Below are 21,850 nucleotides of genomic sequence, written 5' to 3' on the forward strand. Positions count from 1 at the left end.
GTCCGTTGAAATCGGAACGAAGCGGGATCGCTGAAGCCATGGCAAACCTCCGTTTGCCTCCATCGATTCAGACTTCGCCCGCCTTGGGAACCCCTACAGAGTCAGCTATCGCGCACGTTGGTATGAGAAGGGTCGGAAGCGGCCGACAGAAAGTTAGCGGTTAATGTCGCACACTCTCATCCTGACGCGGACCCGGATCGGCTGCAACCGTTCCCTAAGGCAATCAGCGATCATCCGTTCGACTTATGTTCGTGTCGATAGCTTACGGCAGAGGCGGGGACAATTGTGTACGCGGCGGCCGGCTCTGGTAGCGCGTTTGCGCTGTCGACGTCGCGCGTCGAGATTCACTCTCAGGTCCGGCGTCTCGCGCCGTCCTGCCAAGCCGCGTCAGCCTTTCGCCTTCGCCCGCTCCAATACAACAGCCAGCCGCATGCCGCTCGCGATGCGTAGCGTGTGCCTCCCGCCACCCGATGGCCCACGCCGCCGCCAGATCCGGATGCTCCGGTCGCCCCCCCGCGTCGTCGTCCGACAGGCCGGCGGCCACCTAGTACGCGGCGAGCCCGCATCTTGCGCAACCTCGACGTCCGGACATTCCCCAAGGTTTCGCATCGGGCACGGCCTCGTCAACCGGATTGGTGAGCTGGATCACAAGGATTCGAAGAAGAGGATAGCCATTGGGATCGATTACGGAAGGATCGTTCGACCGGATCTTCGACACCAACGTCAAGGGCGTGGTATTCACCATCCGTCGGACTTGGCGGCTCGCGTGTCAGATGTCGCCGAGCGTGTCTAGGCTCCCCAGGCGGACGAAATCGATCGAGCTGCTTGCAGGTCGGCAGAAGGTATTCGTGCGCTCGGGGAGGCATGTTTCTTGTCCGGAGCGCATTGGAGATCGTGGCCCCTGGATCAACAGGGAGTGCTTTTATCGCCCGGTGATGCCAGGAAACATGATCAGTATGGCGAGGGCCAGTATTTGTAGCCCGATGAACGGCAACAGGGCTCGGAAGATGTCGCCCAGCGAGATATCCGGCGGCGCGACACTCTTCAGGTAGAAGGCAGCCGGGCCAAACGGTGGCGACAGAAAGGATACCTGCATGTTCATGCAGAACAATACGCCGAACCAGACTGGATCGTAGCCGAGCTCGACGATGATCGGCACGAAGATGGGGAGCGTCAGCAGCGCGATGCCGACCCAATCGAGGAACATGCCGAGCACGAACAGGATCAGCATCATGAAGAGCAGCACGTAGAGTGGTTCATCCGAGATGCCGATGATCAGCGACGACACGAAGTCGATGCCACCCATCAAGTTGAACACGCCGACTATGGCGCTGGCGCCGATGCCAATCCAGACGATCATGCCGACGGTGGCGAGCGTCTGCATCGCGGCACCGCGCAGCAGTTGGAAGGTGAACTCGCCGCGCACCACGGTCGCCAGCAGTACGCCGCCAACGCCAATGGCCGAGGCCTCGGTGACGGATGCGATGCCGCCATAAATCGAGCCGAGCACGAAGGTGACGACCAGCAGCGGCAGGATCAGACCCTTCAGAAGCGCGATCTTTTCCGCCAGCGGAATGATCTCCGGATCCGGATCCGGCACGACGCCCTTGGTGAAGTATGCCCGGAAGAGGACATAGAGTACGTAGAACCCGGCCAGCATGACGCCCGGAAGGAACGATGCGGTGAACAGGTCGCCGATCGAGACGTTCGCAGCGAGCCCATATACGATCAGAACGATAGATGGGGGGATCATCGTGCCGAGCGCGCCGCCGGCACAGACGACACCGATTGCCAGGCTGCGGTCGTAACCGAGGCGCAGCATCTGCGGCAGGGCCAGGAGGCCCAGCAGAACGATTTCGCCGCCGATGATGCCGCTCATCGCCGCGAGGATGACGGCCACGAAGATGGTTTGGATCGCCACGCCGCCGCGCACGCGGTTGGAGATGAGCTTCATGGCGTCGAAGAGATCGCGTGCGATGCCGGATCGATCGAGGATCGCGGCCATCAGCACAAACATCGGCACGGAAACGAAGATGAAAGAGGAAACGAAGCTGAAAACGCGGCTGGTGATCAGCGGCACGGCCATCGGACCAAACCATCCGATCGCAAAGATCAACGCCACGAGCAGCGTGACGAACGCCAGGGGCATGCCGGTCAGGAGCAACCCGAACAGCATGAGGAACATCACCAGCGTGCCGTAGCCGATACCCAGATCTCTGAGATTGATCCCTAGGTCGAGAAACTCAGCCATTTACGCGTCCTGCCTGGAACCGCGCTGGCGGGCATGATTGACGGCCAAAACGATGAACTGGATGGCCAGGACGATCATGACTATGAGCAGAAACCCCTTCAGCAAAGCGGGGGTCGGGGGGTTCCAGGCGCTGCCGGTGCCTTCCATGTGGAAGGCGCCGCTGGGGTTCCAGAACGAGGTTTCCACCATCAGCCAGGATGCCCAAGCGAAGAACGCCGCGGAAATCGCGCTGATAACGTAGATGATGACGTCGAGGACGGCGCGAACCCGCGGGCCGAGCGCGTCGTAGATCAGCACGACCCGGATGTGGCTGTCGCGCGCGGCGCAGAACAGGCCGCCATAGATGAAGGCGATCGCGCACAGGAAGATGCTGGTTTCGTGCACCCAGTTGGTCGGGCTGTCGAGCACGTAGCGCATAAAGATTTCGAACAGGAGGGCGGCCGCCGACGCGACGATCGCCGCGGCGAAGACGTAGCCTATCCATTCTATGCCGCGGCCTAGTGCCCCGGCTTCCGGTACGGTGTCTCCGGTCCCTTCACTGGTCGAGCGCAGGTCAGGATCGTTTCCGTCCACGGCAACGGGGTCACGGGTCATCGCCGGATCATCCTTGAGGAGGAAAAGAGGCGGGCAGAACCTCCGTCCTGCCCGCCGGTCTCAATGGAGCGAGACTTACTGTGCCTTCAGGAGGCCTTCCTTCTCGAGATAGGCGGTCAGGGTGTCGTACACCTTCTGCGCGTTCTCGGATGCGGCGGCCTGCTTCTCCCACTCGCCGATGGCGATCTTGCGGAACTTGGCCCGCTCCTCGTCTGACCAGTCATGGACGGTGGCGCCCTGCGCCTTGGCTTCCTCGACCGCCTTGGCATTCTTGTCCGCCAGCGCTGCGTTCTGGTGTTGGGCCAGTTCGACCACCGATTCCTCAAGCGTTGTCTGGACGTCCTCGGGCAGCGCGTCCCATTTCTGCTTGTTCATCGAGAACTCGATCAACGGCATCGAGTGAAAGCCCGGAAAGACCGGATGCGGAGCGATCTTGTTGAGACCCTGCGCCTGATTGACGTGGAAGACGCTGTAATCGGCCGCGTCGACGACGCCCTTGTCGAGTGCGGTGAAGACTTCCGAGGTCGGCAGATTCACCGGTGATGCACCCGCGGCCGCGAAGATGTTCTGCACGAGACCGGCGGGAGCGCGCAGCTTCAGGCCCTGAAGGTCATCGACGCCCTCGATCGGCACCTTGGAGACGAAGGCCTCAAGGCCCGGCGTGGTGCCGCCGAAGAAATGCGTGCCGTAGGGCTCGACCAGATCGTTCATCAACTCCTTGCCGCCGCCCTCATTGAAGAACTTCAGCATCTGCTGCGGATCCGACCATGCACCGACAGGGTTGGCGATCAGGCCGAAAGCCGCGTCCTTCCCGGCAAAATAGGAGGTATCGGTAACGTGGCCGTCCAGAATGCCCGCACCAACGGCGTCGAGGGTTTCCTGGAAGTCGACGACCGCGCCGACCGGCAGAAGCTCGATGGAAACCTTGCCGCCCGTCTCTTCGCTGACGCCGTCAGCCCATTCCTTGTAAAGCTGGTAGTTCGGATCGCCCGAGGGGTCGCTCGACTGAAACTTCAGCGAAACTTCCTGCGCCATCGCGCCTGTGGTCAGGACGGCAATCGCCGCGCCAGTCATGAACGTCTTGATAAATGTATCGAACAAGATGCTTCTCCCTAAGCATTTTTATCTACGAATGCCCGCTTTCGCGCCTTCCCGGCATCTCGTAGTTGGAAGCGCACCATACGACGGTCGGCTGGCGCGTCAACGCGGGAAGCAAATTTCGGATGCGCGATGTTGCCGAGGGCGGTGGTCAAGTCAGGCCTTAAGATCTTCATCTTGCCTTAGAACTCCGCGCCATCGGCGAACTCGTCGACGACGCGGTGGTAGACGTCGAGAGCATCTTCAGGCGGCTCCGGGAGAATCGCGAGCTCGGCAACCCGCGCTCTGTGTTCAACGTCGTCGTTTCCGCCTCGCAGAAGGCCCGCTCGGACATCGTCTGCGCGACGGTCATCATCGTCCTGGTCTTCGTGCCATTGTTCGCCTGATCGGGATCTAGGGACGGCTCTTCGCGCCGCTAGGACAGGCCTACATCGTCTCTCCTTGCCAGCCTTGTCGTATCGATCACTCTTACCCCGGTCGTGGCCTACTACCTCCTGCCGAGTCTCAAGCGATTGGACGAACGCGAAGGCTTCATCGTGCGGTGGATTGAACGTGGCAATCTCGTCCTGCTGAACCGTGCGTTCCGCTGGCCGCGGCTCCTCATGGCGGCGCCACGCTGAGACGATCTGAGCTACGAGTCCTAGAAGCAGTATGCCCGCGTATGCGGCGCAGCGTTGGCGCAGTCGCACGCTCTGTAGGACGACCTCGGCCAGATCGACTATGACGTGGAGCCCTCGATCATTGCGGCTGCTAGTCCGCCGCAACTCTTCACGGCCGACATCCTGCGCTTCACGGAGGAAGCCGCCGAGTGCTTGGCGGACGACTTCGGCTGTTTCCGGGAAGACCATGGAAGCGGCGCCTTCACGAAGGTCGACATGGTCTATCGCTGACATTGTCGGAGGGACCCGCGGCGGCACGTCGGTACCGCTTGGGTGGGTTTAGGAAACGAGCGCTCTTGGCGTCGCGAGCCAGCGCCGAGGACGGTGATTGCCGAACAAAAAGCCGCCGCGGGCCGTTAGCAAGTCGATAGCCGGACGGCTCGGCGACGCAGGCCCGCCGGCAGAGCAGAGGCTCCACCACCGCGAAGGGAGCCCAACCTCCCAGATCCTACGCCTTCGGGAACCCAATCAGGAGACGACAGATGCATCCCTTTCACAGCAAAATCGCGCGAATGCCTGCGAGACGCTTGGGCGTCCTGGCGGCGGCGCTGGTCCAAGCCGGCACCGTGACCTCCGCAAGTGCCCAAGCGCAAAATCCGGCGGTTGTGGGGGGAGAGATCGCGCCACCCGTCGAGATCGCGATGGGTATCGTGGACGGCGACGTCCGTTGCCTTCCTCCGGTGGCCCGACTTCCGGCGGAGGAGCCGCTGACACTGCGCGTCCGGAACGCGTCGGAACTGCCGATCACCTTTGTCGCACCGGATTTCTTCGAAGCCGCCGAGATGGTGGAATCGACCGACTCTGCCCTCGACGCCTCCACCGGCGGATTTCTGGTGGCCCCCGAGAACGAGGTCGAGATGGTCATCCGGGAGACGCCGCCCGTCGGGGAATATGGCTACGCGTGCAGCGTGCCTGGCGTGCAGCCGACCGTGAAATCGAGCGGCTTTCTGGTCACGATCGCGCCTCCCGCCGAGCCGGTTGCCCCTTTGGCCGACTAGCTCCCACGCGGTTGTCGGTTCCTGGCGGCAATACTGGCAGCCGTCTATCTGGCATCGCTGGAGATCGCGCAGGCGCTTCTTTCGCGCCAGGATCAGTTCCGGTCGCTTTACGAAACCTACGAGGGCTTCGCCCGCAATCGCGGCCTTCCGCTTCCGGGCGGCGAGGGCGGTTATGATCGCCTGGTCGCCGTAGCTCAGGCTGTCTTCTGGCGAGCTTACGACGCTGTCGGCTATCTCGGACTGATCCTGGTGCTGATCTCGCTTACAGTGCCGTATGCGCCGGCGATCCAAACGAAGGTCCTCGCCTATTTCGACAGAGACGGTCGCGCGGAGATCACCGACGCGGTGGGTGCCATCGCCGGACGCTTCCGTGTCTACCTCGTGATCACCACGGGGACCAGCCTGCTTACGGGCATCGCCTCGGCCGCATGGTCCTACTCGGTCGGGCTGGAACTGGCCCTGATCTGGGGCATCCTGAACTTTCTTCTCAACTTCGTCCCCGTCGTCGGCAACCTCGTCGGAATCGTGCCGCCGGTCCTGTACGCGGTGATCCAGTTCGACGGAGCGACCATGCCGCTGGTCGTGCTGGCGGGCTTTGCCATCATCCAGGTGACCATCAGCAACTTCGTCTATCCGGCATTGCAAGGCGGGGGTGTCTCGATGCCGGCCATCGTCATCGTGATCGGCCTGCTCTTCTGGAGTTGGCTGTGGGGTTTTGCCGGAGCGCTTCTCGCCGTCCCGCTTACCGCGGCCTTCGTCATCGCCTCGCAGCATTTTGCCAGCACACGCTGGATTGCTGACCTCGCGACCCAAGATCAGTCCAAGGCGCCCGCTCCGAACAGCGATGGTTGAGGGATGGCACGGCATCCTGACAGGCGCCAACGCGCCGGCCAGTCGAAGGGGCATATGTTTTCAACCCGTGTGCAATGGACGCTCCAGCCACGCCCGGCGTTTCGAGGGCGAGGTGTCGGGAGAGTTCAGATCCTCGGATGGTCGCGTCGGTCGACGCTGGCCATCGTCATCGCCGCGGCCAGCAGCGCGCCGAGCGTGTCCATGATGATGTCGAGGATCGTGTCTTGCTTGCCCTTGATCACGTCGCCGGAAGCGAACTGATCGAAGGCCCACTCCGCGATTTCCCACAGCGCTCCGACCGCGACGCCAACCGCCAGGATCACGAGGAACGCCCGCAGCGACCTTGCGTGTTCGGGCCGGATGACCGGCGCGAAGACGAACACGCCGAGCCAGAGGGTGCCCGCCCAGAGCGTGTAGCCGTGCAGGACGCGGTCGAACCACCACCATTGCTGGTAGAGCGAGCTCGTATAGCCAAGGATGTTGGCGATGATGGCGATTGCCAGCATGATCCAGGCGACGGCACGGCCCCAGGGCAGGATCGTCATTCGGAGTTCCTGTCAGTCTCGATGGAAGGGATCCGGGGCGACTGCGCCGGAAACGACGTTCCCCGCAGCTAGGGCCGATGATCGGGCTGGGCAATCCGAGGCGGCCGATCGCAACCTTGTGGGCGCCCACGGATTGCGATTTCGCCCGCTCCGGCGGGATCGAGGAAACCGACACAGGAGACTTTCGCATGACGAAAATTTTCCCAGCCACCGCAGTTTTTACTGCCCTTTTCGCGGCAGGGATCGCGCACGCCCAGGACAGCGGCGCCCGCGACGTTGGCAGCATGACGCCCGGCGACGTTGCCTCGTCTGCGAACTCGGCCGCACAGGCGCTGACATCGGCGGCCAGGGACAAGCTTCTCGTCAAGGATTTGCTCGGTGCATCCGTGAAGGTCCCCGGCGGCGACACGGTCGGCACGGTAGAAAATCTTGTCGTCGTTCCGGGCGGTCGGGTGGTCGCGGCGATCATCGCGACGCAAAGCTCGGAGACCGGACGCATTCCGATACCCTTCGCTTCTGTGAAGCTGTCGCAGGCCTCCGGCAAGATCAGCATGATGCTCCCGGCGTCGGTGTCCGAGTTGACCGGCACGAAGGAAGTGCAGAAGCTCAGGGACCTCGTCCCAGGCATGTAATGTCGGAGGTCGCATGTCGAACGCCGCTGCTGACGATGGGCCGAACGCACCTCGCCGTGAAGTCGTTGCCGCCCCGTTTCCCGAGTCCGGGCTCCCATGACACTCGCTCGACTCGTCGAGAGTGATCCAGTCAGGCTCGCCGTCCAGGCCACGCTAGCCGCCATGGGCAGCTTTTACGCTATCCGAGCGCTGGGAATGGATCAGGCGTCCTGGTGCGTGATCTCCGCGCTCTTCACCGTCCACGTCAACGTCGGCAGTACCCTCTCCAGCGCCGCGTCCCGGATCGCCGGCGCCATCGCCGGCCTTGCGATCGGCGTCGCCTGCGTCTGGCTGATCGGCACCGGTGGGACGGACAAGGCACTGGGGCTCGCCCTCGGCGTTGCGGTCATGTCGTTGCTCTCCGCCTTGCGGCCGGAACTGAGCTACGGGCTGGTGACGGTCGCTATCGTGCTGCTGTCGGAGGGCTCGGACGTGCTGGACACCGCCGTTACAAAGGCGATCGCCATCGCCCTGGGAACCGGCATCGGGACGCTCGTTGCGGTCGTGGTGCTGCCGCAGCATGCGCATCGGAGCGCCGAGCGGCATCTCGGGCAGGCGGTGACTCTCTGTCGGGATCTGCTGCGGGGTTCGATCCAGTCCTTCATGGGTGAGGCCGAGGTGGACCTGCGTCGCGTCCACTCCCGGATGCTGGCGGAATTGCAGGCGGCGAACGCGAAAGTCTCTTGGTCGGAGTCCGGCCGCCTCCTGCGCCGCCGCTCGGGGCACCCGCTTGCGGGAGCGCTTCTGAGCGCCGTGCGAGGGCTTTGGACCTCCGTCAACCTGTTCGAGCGCCTCGACGTGAAAGGCATGCCGGACGGCTCGCGCGCCCTTGTCGGGAAGCCCCTCGATGCGCTCGACAAGGCGCTGGGCGACTATTTCAGCCGACTAGGCGAGGCAGTGGCGCAACGCGGGCGGGCGCCGGACAGCCGGAGCGTCCACGAGCACGCGGACGCCGTGATGAACGCACTACGCGAGGTGCGTCGACAGGGCGCGACGCAGCAGCTTCGCGTCCACGACGCCGAGCAGGTCTTCGCGCTGTCGCTGGCGATCGAACAGACCCTGGCCAGCACCGAACAGATCGCTTCGATCCTGAGCCGCAATCCCTAAACGCGAAGCCCCTGAAGGTCGGAAATCGCTTTGTTGCCGGAGCGGCGTCACGGCGTTTACCCGCAAGACTGTCGCCCACCGTACCGACTAACGATCGAGAATGGTGCAACCGGATCTGCCTTCCTCAGTTAGTCTGTCAGGCCAGCACGGAATATCAGCATACAAGATGGTTGATGCTTTGTATGTGAGATGAGGCGTGCAGGTTAATCGCGAAAGCAGACCTGGTCTGTATAATCTATAGGGAGACACTACATGAATTATATTCGGAAAATCTCGCTCGGTTCGACGGTTGCCCTTCTCGTAGCCGCGGCTTCTCCGGCGCTCGCTCAGGATGCCTATGGCGACTGGGACACCGACGGCACGGCTGGCATCAGCCAGGACGAGTTCAACACCGGCTTCGGTGAAGGCGGCGTCTACGACTCTTGGGACGCCGACGGCGACGGTGCGCTGACCGAGGATGAGTTCAACACCGGCGTTTACGGCGCCTACGACCGTGACGACAGCGGCGCGATCGAAGAGCCTGAGTACGGCGATGTCGGCGACGACATGGGCGACGGCGGTTTCTTCGACGTCTGATCCGCCTCGACGCTGATGACTAGGTCGGTCGGCACCTTGTCGGCCGACCCACGAAACGGAAAGGATTTTCTCATGAAAAAGCTACTTCTCGCGACGACGATCATCGCCTTCGGCGTTTCGCCGGTAATGGCGCAGTCGAACGATGCCGGTAACGCCGCGTCCACGAACAACAGCACGTCCAACGCCGCGTCCTCCGATGACAGCACGACCTCGGCTTCGTCCTCTGCGACGCCGATCTCGTCGGAAGACATGGTGGCGTCGCAGGAAAAGGTCCTGAAGGCGCTGGAGACGGCTGGCTACAGCGATGCTGCCATCATGGACGCCGCCTACATGGTCCAGGCCCAGACCCCAGATGGCGAAATGGTCCTGATGATGATCGACACGAGCGGTCGAGTCCTCGGTGCGCAGAGGGCTTCCCAGGGCAATAGCCAGACCGGCTCGTCTGCGTCCGGTTCGGATGCTTCCAATCCGTCCTCGACAGGCGAGAGTTCGTCTTCGACCGACGAGAGCAAATAAGCGGAACCCGTCGAGTTCCTGTGGCCGGCGCCCCGCGTGCCGGCCACTTCGGTTTCGACGCGAGCGGCAACCAGACCCCGGACAGGCAAGCAAAAGGTGCATCGATGCGTATCGAAAATCTCGTACTGGCATTCTCCGCCCTCTTTGCCACGCCGGCTCTCGCACAGTCGGGCGAAAGCCCGCCGCCGTCGGACCTCGGTCTGATGGGCAGCCAGGGCTTCACGGCCGAGGCGCTGTTGCAGCAGGACGTCGAGGGCCAGGATGGCGAGCCCATCGGCGAAGTGATCAATTTCGAGATCGGCGACGACAACGTAATCAAGCGCGTCCTCATCAACTCCGACGGCTTTCTTGGCATCGACGAGACGGTAATTGCGGTTCCCTACAGCGCGATCGACCTGACCGAGGATGAGGAGGGGATCCAGGCCAGCATCGAGGAGGATGATACCGATGCCTACTCGATCTTCGGGCAGCAGGAGGGAGGCCCGTCCTCCGCGTCGAGCTTCCGCGTATCCGCGCTCATCGGCGACGATGTCCACCTCAAGGGCGGCGACGAGTTCGGCTACCTGACGGACTTAGCGTTTGACGGCGATGGCCGACTTTAGGCTGGGATCGTGCGCCCGGATATCAGCTTCGACGCACAGGGGTACTACGCCTTCGCCTTCGAGCGTGAAGCTGTCGCCGGGAAGGCATTCAACCCTTCGGCGGCCAGCTATACGCTTCCATTCGACCGGGATGCTGTCCTGAAGGAGGATGGTTTCGACTACGAGGCCTATCAGAACGAGAGCGTCCTGACGTCGCCGGCGGCCGAGGAGGCGCCAAAGGCATCGTCTGATTAGGCGCTCTGATCAGACCGTCGGGGAGCGGACTTTTCACGTTCGTCGCAGGCGCGGAAAGCTGGAGATCGCCGGGATTAATGCCGGACTACTTCTTCCATGTAAGTGACGGTCGACGCTTGTATCGCGACGATGAGGCGGTCGACCTGCCGGATATCGGAGCGGCCCAAATCTATGCCCGCCAGGACGCTCGCGACCTGGTCTGCCAGAAGGTTGGCGACGATGTCGCCCTTGCCGGATGGCGCATACTGGTCTGTGACCCGAACGGTCGCGAGCTGCTTTCGGTGCCGGTGCTGGAGTGGATCGAACCCCCATCGGTTGCGTCTAAAAGCGGGCGCGACGTGAAATCGGGCAACCCTACCGGATCGTAACTGGTGCGGCTGGGTTGTTCCGGATAGCTGCCTGCGTGGTCGCACCCGACGAGCGGGGGCAGGCAGGGCATCTCCAAATGACGCAACCTCCGATTCGCAATCGTTTGCTCCAAGGGCTTCCGGCCGAAGACCTGGCGTGTTGCCTCGAGTTGCTGACGCGCGTCACCTTGAAGCCACGGCAGGTCCTGCATCTCCGGTCGATGCCGATCGAGTACTGCTACTTCATGGAGGAGGGGCTCGTTGCGGTGATGGCGGATCTCGGCGACGGCAAGGATGTCGAAGCCTGGCTCATCGGATCGGAAGGCCTCGTCGGCTTGCCGACCGTCCTTGGCGGAATTGCTTCGCCCTTCCGCCGCGTCGTTGCTGTCGGCGGGATCGCATGGAAGATATCCGCTCTCAACCTCTCGCGGCTCATCGATGAGCGGCAGGCTGTCGGCGACGCGATGTTGCGTTACGTTCACGCGGTGACCGTTCAATCGGCTCAGAGCGGTGCTTGCGCGAAACGCCACAGCCTCGATCAGCGGCTTGCCTGCTGGCTCCTGGCGGCCGGGAACCGCCTCGAGTCTCGGCGCCTCCCTCTGACGCACGCCTTGCTTTCACGCTTGATCGGCGCGCGCCGATCCAGCGTGACGGTGACGCTTGGACGGTTCGAGGCCACCGGTGCCGTGGAGCAGCGGCGCGGGGAGATCGTCATCCTCGACGAGCCGCTTCTCGAGACGATCGCGTGCAATTGCTACGGCATCATCAAGAGCGCCTACGAGACGTCGCTTCGCGCTCCGGCTCCTCGGGTTCCAGCGGTCGAGCCAGACGCCTGAAAGTGTCGGACTGCGGCGGCATCCCGCGAGATAGGGATTGAAGTCAATTCTGACCGGGGGCGTGGTCCGATCACCATCTGCGGCATTTTCCGGTGGCCATCCGTAAGGATATCTTCGCCCTTGCGATCCAGGATGGGGGATGCTCTCACCCACTTTCGCTTCCTGCGTTGGATCCTTGTGTCCGCGATCTCCGCCGCCATGGCGGTCGCTGCTCCGGCAACCAGTGCCGGAACCGGACCGCATCCCGAACGACTGCCGGTTCCCCGTTTCGTTTCCCTTGAGGACGTTCCGGCGAACGTCAGGGTCGGTCCGGGACGGTCGTACAAGATCCGCTGGCGTTACCTCCGCCAGGGCGACCACTCGTTGAGATCGAGCATACAGCGAGATCGTCCGGTCTTTGAAAATGGGTGGGTCATGTACATCGCCTCGCGACGGCGCCCGTTCTCCGGTTAGACGCTCTGGTGCGGAAACCGATCCGCCACATCCGCCGAAAGTATGCCGCCAACGCACAAGGCATGCGGAGACGCTAGCGCTTCCAGGGGCCACGACAGCAGTTGCGCCCGCGCTGTCCTGCCGGCATGGCTATTCGCATCGTTCGATATTTAAGCGCCGAGGAGCGGTCATGGTATTGCTAATCGGGCTGTTGCTGGTGAGCCTCCTGGGCATAGTTCACCACATCGCACTTCGAGTTTGACGTGGTCGGCGACGTTTATCTATTCCGCATGGGGCAGGGCGTTCCGCTGATGTGCAACCTTTACTCCATCACCAAGGGTCGGGCGGCGATCCTCGAGTTCACCCCGCGCCATGCGGGACCGGTTTGGAAACCTGCCGCCGCTGCCCGGCGTCCTCCCCGACACAGCCGCGCCGATCGTGCGAAACAGGAGTGAAAGCGATGATGTCCGATGGAGCAATGATGAACTCGGGACGGATGAGCTGGATGATGGGAGGGATGGGTCTCATCGGCATCTTGGCGATCGTTGTGCTCGTTCTCGCTCTCTTCAGCTTGGTAAAATATCTTCGGAGCTAGTCCAGGTGTCGTGCTCATCGCGGGCGTTGTGACCAACCGATCTCCGCCGCGGTCCCGGCCACAGGCACGGACTAGGGGACGAGATCGTTCCCTGCGACTAAGGGCGCTGGCTCCAGCGTAGGATTGGCATGATTCTACGAATGTGGTTCCAGCGCCACTCGCGAACGTACTTCGGCCGTAGTTCCAGAGTGTCGTTGCTCGTAATTGGCGCAAGAGGTACACGCACCCGCATGTCGTTCTTTCTGAACAAGATGGCCTCGCTGCTCGCGACCTTGATGGTCGTGGGTATCGCGCTGTTCTGTTCATCGTCGGCGCTGGCTCACACGAGTCACGGGACCGACACTGCTGAGGCTGTCGCACTGACTCTTGCTGGCGATCTCGTCGTGGAAGAGGCGGCGGCCGCCACAGGCGATGACGGGGAAGTGGCCGGGCATCGAGTCGCCTCTCAATCATCATGCTGCGGGACGGGTGTCTCAACCTGCATGGCGGCGACGACTAGCGCGCCAGCAATCTGCCTTCGTGCACCGCCCTTGGCGACGCATGGGCCCGCCCTCGAATCTGGGCTGCTTGACGGCACCAGTCTCGACGGCCTGATCAGGCCTCCCAAAGCCTTCGTCTGACACCACCGCGGACGCGCTTGCGCGTCCCGAGCGATGTTCCAGACCTTGGGCTTTCCCGATGCACCTCCGTTTCCTGACTGCGGCCGCTATGGCCGTCCTGACGCTTGCGTCGCCTGTCCGCGCTCATGAAGGGCACGACCACGGCACGCCGCCGCCGGTTGTCTCCGCACAAACCGCTCCCCGCGCCGAGGCGCAAAGCGCGCTCTTCGAGCTCGTAGCGGTCGCACGCGGACCTTCGCTCGAAATCCATCTTGACCGTTTTGACACCAACGAGCCCATCGTCGGCGCGACGCTCGACGTCGAGACCCCGGCGGGGCCCACGACGGCGACGGTGGAAGGCGACGTTTATCGTCTCGACGCCCCCTGGGCGGAGCAGCCTGGCACCTACGATCTCATCGCGACCGTCGCTAACGGCAGCGACATCGACTTTCTTACGGCGACCCTCGTCATTCCCGAGGCACCCGCGCCAGTCGTCACGGCGAGTTCCAGTTGGCTGGTGGGATCGGCGTTGGCGACAGAGATGCAGGAGGCGCTCGCCGTGGACCTGACGGATCGGCTGTCGCGCAATGACCCCGCCATCCTCGCCGTCGGCGCCCTCGGTTTCGCCCTGGGGATCCTCGCCATGGCGGTGTTTCGGCGGAGGGTCTTCGTGGCGGCCGGGACCGTCGCGGTCCTCGTCGTCCTGTTCACCGGGGCCATCGCTGTCGCGCAGGAAACAACCGGGGCACCCGTCGTCGGCGTCCGCGACCTCGCCCAACGGCTTCCTGACGGGTCGGTCTTCGTACCCAAACCCTCCCAACGCATCCTCGCGATCCGCACCCTCCTGACGGCTGCATCGGAGCATCACCGCAGCGTCGAGATGCCCGGACGCATTATCCCCGATCCCAATGCGAGCGGCTATGTCCAGGCCTCGATTGCCGGGCGGCTATCATCGCCGCCGGGTGGTTTCCCGCGGCTGGGTTCCCGGGTCGCGGCCGGTGACGTCCTCGCCTTCGTGACCTCGCCGATCCAGACGATCGACCAGTCCGACCTTCGCCAGCGCCTCAGCGAGCTCGATCAGGCCATCTCGATCTCCGAGCAGCGGGTGCGCCGTTCCGAAACGCTGGTGAAGAGTGGCACGGTCGCCCAGACGACGCTCGACGAGACGCGGATCGAGTTGGAGGGTCTTCGCGAACGCCGCCTGGCAATCGAGCAGGTCCAGGTCAAGCCGGAACCGTTGGTTGCCCCGGTCTCCGGGGTGATCGCGGCGTCCAACGCCATTGCCGGCCAGATGGCGGAGAGCAATGCCGTCGTCTTCCACGTCGTCGATCCCGAACGTCTGTGGGTCGAGGCGCTGGTTTACGGCGGGGCCGGCTCCTTCGGCTCGGCCTCGGCTGAAGTCGGTAACGGCCGGGCGTTGTCCCTGACGTTCGAGGGGGCGGGTTTTGCCGGCACCTCGCCAGCGCTGCCTGTCCACTTCCGTGTCGAGGGCGAGACCACGGGTCTGCGGCCCGGGCAGATGCTGACGGTGCTTGGTCAGACCGAGGAGACACAAGCGGGCATCGCTCTGCCGCGGACGAGCGTGCTTCGAGGACCCAACGGACAGGACATCGTGTTCATCCACTCCGGGGCGGAGCGCTTCGAGCCGAAGGAGGTTCGCGTGCTGCCGCTCGACGGTAAGCGAGTCCTCGTCGCCGCCGGCATCGAGGCGGGCAGCCGCGTGGTGACCGAGGGGGCCGAGCTCCTCAACCAGATCCGCTGAGGGCGAGCCGATGTTTACCTTCCTCGTCACGCACTCGCTGCGCAACCGCATGCTCGTCCTCGCCATTGCCGCTGTGCTGGTGCTCTACGGCGCCTTCGTCTCGATGCGCTTGCCCGTGGACGTCTTTCCCGACCTGAACCGACCCACCGTCACCATCATGACGGAAGCAGAGGGCCTCGCCCCGCCCGAAGTCGAGCAGCTCGTTACCTATCCGCTTGAGACGCAGATGAACGGCCTGCCTGGCGTGAGCCGGGTGCGCTCCGTCTCCGGTGTCGGCCTCTCGATCGTCTATGTCGAGTTCGACTGGGACACTGACATCTACCTGAACCGCCAGCAGATCGCCGAGAAGCTGGCACTGGTGCGCAGCCAGCTTCCGCCCGGCGTCTCGCCGCAGATGGGGCCCATCTCCTCGATCATGGGGCAGGTAATGCTCGTCGCCATGACCGCGCCCGACGATGTGTCGCCGATGGCGTTGCGCGAGGCGGCGGATGCGCTCGTGCGGCCCCGGCTCCTCGCCGTGCCGGGCGTCGCGCAGGTCATTCCGATCGGCGGCGAGGTCCGTCAGTACAGAGTTGCCCCGCACGCCGCCTCGCTCCGGGCGCTCGGCGTCACGATGGAACAGGTCGAAAGCGCGCTCGCCTCGTTCGGGGCCAATACCGGCGGCGGCTTCACCGACCAGTATTCCCGCGAGTTCTTGATCCGGAACATCGGTCGCAGCCTCAGCCTCGACGATCTGCGGGGCCTCGTGGTGGCGACAGTCGGAACGCGACCCGTCCTGCTTGACGAGGTTGCCGACGTCTCCTTCGGCGCCCGTCAGAAGCGCGGAGAGGCCGGTTACATGGGGCGCTCCGCCGTCATCGTATCGATCGAGAAGCAGCCCGACGTGGATACGCTTGCTCTGACCCGACAACTGGAGGCGGCGCTCGGCGAGGTCAGCGCCTCGCTTCCAGATGGCATCCGGGCCGATCAGGTCCTCTTCCGGCAGGCGGACTTCATCGAGACCTCGATCGAGAATGTCCAAACGGTGCTCCTCGAGGCCATCTTGGTGGTGGCGATCGTCCTCTTCGCCTTTCTCCTGAACGTTCGTACGACGGTCATATCCCTGACGGCGATCCCCGTTTCCATCCTGGCGACGGGCATCGTCTTCCATCTGATGGGGCTCTCCATCAACACCATGACGCTCGGGGGACTTGCCATCGCCATCGGCGAGCTCGTCGACGACGCGGTGGTGGACGTCGAGAACATCTTCCGCCGCCTCCGGGAGAACCGCGAGCTCGGCAACCCGCGTTCGGTGTTCGACGTCGTCGTCTCCGCCTCGCAGGAGGTTCGTTCAGGCATCGTCTACGCGACGGTCATCATCGTCCTGGTCTTCGTGCCACTGTTCGCCTTGACCGGAATCGAGGGGCGGCTCTTCGCGCCGCTGGGACAGGCCTACATCATCTCGATCCTCGCCAGCCTCGTCGTGTCGATCACCCTTACCCCGGTCATGGCCTACTACCTCCTGCCGAGCCTCAAGCGGCTGGACGAGCGCGAAGGCTTCATCGTGCGCTGGCTCAAACGCGGCAATCGCGTCCTGCTGAACCGGGCATTCCGCTGGCCGCGGCTTCTCATGGCGGGCGCCACGCTGGGCGTGGTTGTCGCCGTGATCGGGGCGACGGCCCTGCCGCGGGCATTCCTGCCACCCTTCAACGAGGGGACGCTGACCATCAGCATGGCTTTCAACCCCGGCATCTCCCTGGCGGAGTCCCATCGCGTCGGCCTGATCGCCGAGCGCATCATCATGGAGGTGCCGGAGGTGTCCGTCGTCGGAAGGCGCACCGGACGAGCGGAACTCGACGAGCACGCCGAGGGCGTCCATTCCTCCGAGATCGAGGTCGACCTGGAGACGGGGCGAACCAAGACCGAGATCGAGGCCGACATCCGCTCGCGTCTTTCCGTTCTTCCCGTGTCGATCAACATCGGCCAGCCCATCTCGCACCGCCTCGACCACATGCTGTCCGGCGTGCGGGCGCAGATCGCGCTGAAGGTGTTCGGCGAGGATCTCGACACGTTGCGCACCGTCGCGGAGAACCTGAGAGGCCGCCTGGCGACGGTCCCGGGAGTGGTTGACCTCCAGGTCGAGAAGCAGGTCCGTATTCCACAACTCGAGATCCGGATCGACTACGAGCGCGCCGCCCTGTTCGGGATCCAGCCGGCGAAGATTACCGAGGAGCTGGAGCAGCTTTCCAATGGTCGTGTCGTCTCCCGCCTCGTCGACGGCAACCGCACCTACGATGTCGTCATTCGTCTGGGCGATACGGAACGCACGACCGAGGCACTCGGCGACCTCCTGATCGAAACGCCGGCAGGCTGGATCCCGGTGCGCGAACTCGCCGATGTCCGGGAGACCGACGGTCCGAACCAGATCCTGCGGGAGAACGGCCAGCGTCGCGTCGTCGTTCTCGCGAACGCCGCGGGTGACGCCGACATGGCGGAGGTGATCGAGCGGATCCGGGCGGAGGTGGCGGCGGCAGAGCTGCCGCCCGGCTTCTCGACGAGCCTCGAAGGCACCTTCCAGGCGCAGGAAGAGGCAAGCCGCACCATCGCGCTCCTGTCGCTGGTGTCGCTCGCGATGATCTTCGCGATCCTCTATAGCCGCTATCGCTCGGCCGTGTTCACGCTGATCATCCTCGGCAGCATCCCGCTTGCCCTGATTGGCTCGGTCGCCGCGCTCTGGCTCTCCGGCCAGCCACTGTCGGTAGCCTCGATGATCGGCTTCATCACGTTGACGGGGATCGCGGCGCGCAACGGCATCCTGAAGATCAGCCACTACATCAACCTGTCGATCCACGAAGGGATTCCCTTCGGGCGGGATCTGGTAATGCGAGGTAGCCTCGAGCGGCTGACACCGGTGCTGATGACCGCCCTCTCGGCAGGCGTGGCGCTGGTGCCGCTGATGATCGACCCCTCGGCGCCGGGCAAGGAAATCCTTCACCCCGTCGCCGTGACGATTTTCGGCGGCCTCGTCTCATCGACGCTGCTCGACACCTTCCTCACCCCCGTTCTCTTCCTGCGCTTCGGGGAAAAGCCCCTGAAGCGGCTCGTCGAGGCAGCCCGCCTCTCGTCAACCCCGGGCACCCCGGATGCCGTCAACGAGACGGCTGCGGCCCACACATTTTGACCAACGGAGTTTCAAAACATGATCGCTCGCACCATCCTCCTCGCCGTCGCTCTCGTCGCCTCGACGGCTGCCAACGCCCACGAACCGCGCAAGGGTCCCAACGGCGGAACGCTCGTCGACGCGGGAGACCACCACGTCGAACTCGTCGCCGCGGGAAATGAAGTGCGGGTCTATGTCAGTGATGCCGCGGACGCGCCTCTTCCGAGCGACGACTTCAAGGGCACCGCGATCCTGCTGATCGGTGGCAAGCCGGCGCGCGTGCCGCTGTCACCTGCCGGCGCATTCCTGTCAGGGCCGCTCGAGACCCCGGCCGAAGGGCCCGTGAAGGGGGCCGTTCAACTCACGGCGTCGGACGGGAAAACCGCGCAGGCGAAGTTCGACTGACCTGCCGCCGGACGAGCAACAGACCGGCACACATACCCACCCGGCCTTAGGGCCATTCAAGGAGAACTACCATGCGTAACACACTGATCATCGCCGCCACGATCGCCGCTCTTCCGTTCCTCGCTCATGCCCAGGATGGCCAGTCCATGTCCGGTCACGCGATGTCTGGCGGTGGCATGGCAGGGATGTCCGGGGAAGCCGAGCTTCCGGAGGCCTGCAATGGCGCCGCAGGAGTCCTGGATATGTCGAAGATGATGGACGGCATGGGAGAAATGATGTCCGGAATGGACGAGGCCCAGATGGCCAATCATGCCACGATGATGAAGATGCACGGCCCGATGATGAGGGCTGCCATGATCAAGGATCCCGATCTCGCCTTCAACTGCGGGATGATCGCTCATCACCAGGGGGCCATCGCTATGAGCGAGCTCGAACTGAAGATGGGCAAGGACGAGGCCTCCCGGAAGATGGCGCAGATGATCATCGACGCCCAGAAGAAGGAGATCGAGGAGATGATCCTTCGCGTCGATGCCCTCGCGAAGTAGGACCTTCAGTCCCCATGACGGGAGCGGCTCGCCCGCCGCTCCCGAACAGGTGTCAGGAACCGTCAGGCCGCGAGGACGTAGTCAGCTCAGGCTCTGTATACTAGCGAAGGTATCCAATTATGATGTCCAAGCGGACGACGTTTCTCGCCGGCGCGCTCGCCCTTTTGTCCACGTCAGTGCTCGCGGCCGAGAACGTCGAGATGTTCTCGACCTCGGGGTGCGGGTGTTGCATCGGCTGGATGAGGCACCTCGAAGAAGCCGGGTTCGAGGTGACGAACAAAAACCTTGCGACGGCGGATCTCTACACGAAGAAGATCGAGGCCGGGCTGAAGCCGGGCCAGACCTCCTGCCATACAGGGTTTGTCGGCGGCTACCTCGTCGAGGGGCATATTCCGGCCGCGGAGATCAGACGGCTCCTCGCCGAGCAGCCCGATGCGATCGGTCTCACGGTTCCCGACATGCCTGCCGGCAGTCCCGGAATGGGGGAAAGCGACGAGCCCTACGAGGTGCTCCTCGTCGGACGAGACGGCTCCTCCACAGTCTATGCCCGGTATCCTCGGTGAACCGGTCTTCAAGGCGCTGCTGCGACGCTGTGGCCGTCCCTTCACGTCGCTCCATGAATGACTCTAGTGCGAGAGTCCCGCTCTCATGTCTACCTTACCTAGATCGTCAACAGCGGACAGGCTCATGACAGGAACAGTTCTCTCGAGGCGTGTCTTTCTTGGGGGCCTCTGCGCCGCATCTGCGTTATCTGAGGGCGCCGCAGCCCAGGAGGGAGCGCGCAAGGTTGGATACGGCGGGATTGCCCAGCAGGTACGAGAGCGAGCGAGGCGTCTCGCCTTGGAGCCCTACGTGCCAAAGCCCGTCGTTGCTGGAGACCTCACCTATGACCAGTATCGATCGATACGCTTCAATCCGTCCCGCGCGCTTTGGGCAAACCGCGACGACTTGGCGTTCCAGGCAGACTTCTTCCATGTCGGCGGCCTTTTCAAACATGAAGTGGCACTCTTCGAGATTGCGGATGGCGCCGCCCGGCCGATCCGCTACGTTCCGGACATGTTCGACTTCGGCGCTGAGGCGGAGGCGATACGGGCGGTAGCAGACCCGGCGTTTGCCGGACTGCGTCTGCATCACCCCATGAATGGCCTGAACGTATCCGAGTTCGCAGTCTTCCTCGGTGCGAGCTACTTTCGAGCGATCGGCCTGGGCGAACGCTACGGCCTGTCGGCACGAGGCCTTGCCGTCCGCTCCGGCCTGCCAGGGGAAGAATTCCCGTATTTTGAGTCGTTTTGGCTGGAGCAGCCCGCTCCCGGAGATAGCGCGGTCACCCTGCACGCCTTGCTCGACAGCGAAAGCGTGGCAGGTGCCTACCGCTTCGTGATGGCGCCAGGCGAGTCCACCGTCATGGAAATCACGGTCTCGCTGTTCGCCCGTCGGAAGATCGAAAATATCGGACTGGCCCCGATCACCAGCATGTTCATGCGGGGAGAAGCCGATCGTGGCAGCGTCTCCGACTTCCGGCCGCAGATTCATGATTCGGAAGCGCTTTCGATCCGTACCGGGGCCAACGACTGGCTGTTGCGGCCGCTTCGCAATCCGAAGGCGATCGAAATCAGTGCCTATGCCGACGACAACATCCAGGGGTTTGGCCTCATTCAGCGTGACCGCGACTTCAACCACTATCTCGATCTCGAAGCGCGCTACGATCTGCGGCCGGGCCTCTGGGTCGAGCCGGTGGGCGGCTGGGGAGCAGGGGAGGTTCGCCTTGTCGAGTTGCCATCCCCGGATGAGACCCAGGACAACATCGTCGCTTTCTGGACGCCGAACGCCCCCCTGGTTCCGGGAGAGGAGTTCTTCTTCCAATACCGCCTGCATTGGGGGCCGCACCCGCCCGTCAACCCCGTTCTCGCACGCGTCGTCGGCACTTACACAGGGGTCGGCGGCATCGCATCGAGTCCGGATCCTGCACTCCGCAAATTCGTCATCGACTTCTCGGGGGGCCCTCTCAAGGATCTCGCACCTGACGTGGAACTGAGGGTGGACGCCAGCGCGACGAACGCCGAAATCGTCGCGTCCACCGTTCTACGCAATGTGCCGCTCGAGGGGTGGCGCGTGTTCCTCGATGTCCGCGCGGAGTACGGATCTTCCCCGGAGGTTCGCTGCGTGTTGAAACTCAATGACCAAGCCATCTCGGAGTTCTGGACAAATCGCTGGGACCCCGCAGATCACCGTCCCCTGGCAGTCGACTAGTGGCTCGAGCCGAAAGGTGGAACGGCCGAGCCGTCTGACAGCGATCAGCCGTCCAGCCCCGCATGACAGCCGACCGTTCCGTGGGACCGACGGAAGGAGGGGCCTCACCTTGTTGATTTCCACTGAGAGCTGACCCAGGCAGCAGCGGTTTTTCCATCGAGAACTGACCCATGTTTGAACTCGTTCCCACGCCATCGGTGCGGGGGACATCGGAGTGATCGACATGGAGTTATTGAG

Annotated in this window: 22 protein-coding genes and 1 pseudogene; 19 read left to right on the top strand and 4 right to left on the bottom strand. The window is 63.6% G+C overall.

Features of this window, described 5'->3' with window-relative positions; translation table 11 throughout:
• Nucleotides 1-922: 922 nt before the first annotated feature.
• The 3 genes from GTW51_RS21655 to GTW51_RS21665 all read right to left on the bottom strand — a co-directional run bounded on the left by GTW51_RS21655 (nucleotide 923) and on the right by GTW51_RS21665 (nucleotide 3,946).
• A complete protein-coding gene (locus GTW51_RS21655) occupies nucleotides 923-2,251 on the bottom strand; it encodes a TRAP transporter large permease (protein WP_203566243.1) in 1,329 nt (442 codons plus the stop codon).
• Nucleotides 2,252-2,845 (bottom strand): TRAP transporter small permease subunit, encoded by a 594-nt coding sequence (locus GTW51_RS21660; protein WP_163046126.1) that lies wholly within the window; start codon nucleotides 2,843-2,845, stop codon nucleotides 2,252-2,254.
• A gap of 75 nt (nucleotides 2,846-2,920) precedes the next feature.
• Nucleotides 2,921-3,946, bottom strand: a complete 1,026-nt coding sequence (locus GTW51_RS21665) for a TRAP transporter substrate-binding protein (RefSeq protein ID WP_203566244.1) — start codon at nucleotides 3,944-3,946, stop codon at nucleotides 2,921-2,923.
• 191 nt (nucleotides 3,947-4,137) lie between these two features.
• Here GTW51_RS21665 and GTW51_RS21670 point away from each other — a divergent pair.
• The 4 genes and pseudogenes from GTW51_RS21670 to GTW51_RS21685 all read left to right on the top strand — a co-directional run.
• Nucleotides 4,138-4,548 (top strand): annotated as a pseudogene (locus GTW51_RS21670) (efflux RND transporter permease subunit); the annotation flags it as partial.
• 120 nt (nucleotides 4,549-4,668) lie between these two features.
• Nucleotides 4,669-4,833, top strand: coding sequence for a hypothetical protein (locus GTW51_RS21675; RefSeq protein ID WP_163046127.1), 165 nt, complete (start codon nucleotides 4,669-4,671; stop codon nucleotides 4,831-4,833).
• A gap of 251 nt (nucleotides 4,834-5,084) precedes the next feature.
• A complete protein-coding gene (locus GTW51_RS21680) occupies nucleotides 5,085-5,600 on the top strand; it encodes a cupredoxin domain-containing protein (RefSeq protein ID WP_163046128.1) in 516 nt (171 codons plus the stop codon).
• Nucleotides 5,601-5,849: 249 nt separating this feature from the next.
• Nucleotides 5,850-6,452: an AI-2E family transporter gene (locus tag GTW51_RS21685; RefSeq protein WP_163046129.1), complete on the top strand. Its 603-nt coding sequence runs from the start codon at nucleotides 5,850-5,852 to the stop codon at nucleotides 6,450-6,452.
• Nucleotides 6,453-6,577: 125 nt separating this feature from the next.
• Here the strand turns inward: GTW51_RS21685 and GTW51_RS21690 are convergent, their stop codons facing one another.
• Complete coding sequence (locus GTW51_RS21690; protein ID WP_163046130.1) at nucleotides 6,578-6,997, bottom strand: DUF2238 domain-containing protein; 420 nt, start codon at nucleotides 6,995-6,997, stop codon at nucleotides 6,578-6,580.
• Nucleotides 6,998-7,185: 188 nt separating this feature from the next.
• Between GTW51_RS21690 and GTW51_RS21695 the strand changes: the two genes are divergently transcribed.
• The 15 genes from GTW51_RS21695 (at nucleotide 7,186) to GTW51_RS21765 (ending at nucleotide 21,613) form a co-directional block, all read left to right on the top strand.
• Nucleotides 7,186-7,629 carry a hypothetical protein gene (locus tag GTW51_RS21695; protein WP_163046131.1) on the top strand — a complete coding sequence of 148 codons (444 nt, stop codon included), beginning with the start codon at nucleotides 7,186-7,188 and terminating at the stop codon, nucleotides 7,627-7,629.
• 96 nt (nucleotides 7,630-7,725) lie between these two features.
• The gene (locus tag GTW51_RS21700) at nucleotides 7,726-8,775 is read left to right on the top strand and encodes an FUSC family protein (protein WP_163046132.1); all 1,050 of its coding nucleotides are present in this window, start codon (nucleotides 7,726-7,728) and stop codon (nucleotides 8,773-8,775) included.
• Between the two features lie 252 nt (nucleotides 8,776-9,027).
• The gene (locus GTW51_RS21705) at nucleotides 9,028-9,351 is read left to right on the top strand and encodes an EF-hand domain-containing protein (protein WP_163046133.1); all 324 of its coding nucleotides are present in this window, start codon (nucleotides 9,028-9,030) and stop codon (nucleotides 9,349-9,351) included.
• A 36-nt stretch (nucleotides 9,352-9,387) separates the two neighbouring features.
• Entirely contained in the window at nucleotides 9,388-9,867 is a 480-nt protein-coding gene (locus GTW51_RS21710; protein WP_203566245.1) for a hypothetical protein, read from the top strand.
• A gap of 20 nt (nucleotides 9,868-9,887) precedes the next feature.
• A complete protein-coding gene (locus GTW51_RS21715) occupies nucleotides 9,888-10,469 on the top strand; it encodes a PRC-barrel domain-containing protein (RefSeq protein ID WP_163046135.1) in 582 nt (193 codons plus the stop codon).
• Between the two features lie 9 nt (nucleotides 10,470-10,478).
• Nucleotides 10,479-10,703 carry a hypothetical protein gene (locus GTW51_RS21720; protein WP_163046136.1) on the top strand — a complete coding sequence of 75 codons (225 nt, stop codon included), beginning with the start codon at nucleotides 10,479-10,481 and terminating at the stop codon, nucleotides 10,701-10,703.
• Between the two features lie 77 nt (nucleotides 10,704-10,780).
• A complete protein-coding gene (locus GTW51_RS21725) occupies nucleotides 10,781-11,071 on the top strand; it encodes a DUF6894 family protein (protein WP_163046137.1) in 291 nt (96 codons plus the stop codon).
• Nucleotides 11,072-11,106: 35 nt separating this feature from the next.
• A complete protein-coding gene (locus GTW51_RS24585) occupies nucleotides 11,107-11,886 on the top strand; it encodes a helix-turn-helix domain-containing protein (protein WP_163046138.1) in 780 nt (259 codons plus the stop codon).
• 1,257 nt (nucleotides 11,887-13,143) lie between these two features.
• Nucleotides 13,144-13,533, top strand: coding sequence for a hypothetical protein (locus GTW51_RS21735; RefSeq protein ID WP_163046139.1), 390 nt, complete (start codon nucleotides 13,144-13,146; stop codon nucleotides 13,531-13,533).
• 58 nt (nucleotides 13,534-13,591) lie between these two features.
• Nucleotides 13,592-15,274, top strand: coding sequence for an efflux RND transporter periplasmic adaptor subunit (locus GTW51_RS21740; protein ID WP_163046140.1), 1,683 nt, complete (start codon nucleotides 13,592-13,594; stop codon nucleotides 15,272-15,274).
• 10 nt (nucleotides 15,275-15,284) lie between these two features.
• On the top strand, nucleotides 15,285-18,434 hold the full coding sequence (locus GTW51_RS21745) for an efflux RND transporter permease subunit (RefSeq protein ID WP_163046141.1): 3,150 nt from the start codon (nucleotides 15,285-15,287) through the stop codon (nucleotides 18,432-18,434).
• Nucleotides 18,435-18,452: 18 nt separating this feature from the next.
• A complete protein-coding gene (locus tag GTW51_RS21750; protein ID WP_163046142.1) occupies nucleotides 18,453-18,818 on the top strand; it encodes a hypothetical protein in 366 nt (121 codons plus the stop codon).
• A gap of 71 nt (nucleotides 18,819-18,889) precedes the next feature.
• A complete protein-coding gene (locus GTW51_RS21755; protein WP_163046143.1) occupies nucleotides 18,890-19,363 on the top strand; it encodes a DUF305 domain-containing protein in 474 nt (157 codons plus the stop codon).
• Between the two features lie 119 nt (nucleotides 19,364-19,482).
• Nucleotides 19,483-19,926, top strand: a complete 444-nt coding sequence (locus GTW51_RS21760) for a DUF411 domain-containing protein (RefSeq protein ID WP_163046144.1) — start codon at nucleotides 19,483-19,485, stop codon at nucleotides 19,924-19,926.
• Nucleotides 19,927-20,050: 124 nt separating this feature from the next.
• The gene (locus GTW51_RS21765) at nucleotides 20,051-21,613 is read left to right on the top strand and encodes an OpgD/OpgG family glucan biosynthesis protein (protein ID WP_246233338.1); all 1,563 of its coding nucleotides are present in this window, start codon (nucleotides 20,051-20,053) and stop codon (nucleotides 21,611-21,613) included.
• Nucleotides 21,614-21,850: the final 237 nt, after the last annotated feature.

Source organism: Aurantimonas aggregata, from assembly GCF_010500835.1.
GTDB classification, from domain to species: Bacteria; Pseudomonadota; Alphaproteobacteria; order Rhizobiales; family Rhizobiaceae; genus Aurantimonas; species Aurantimonas aggregata.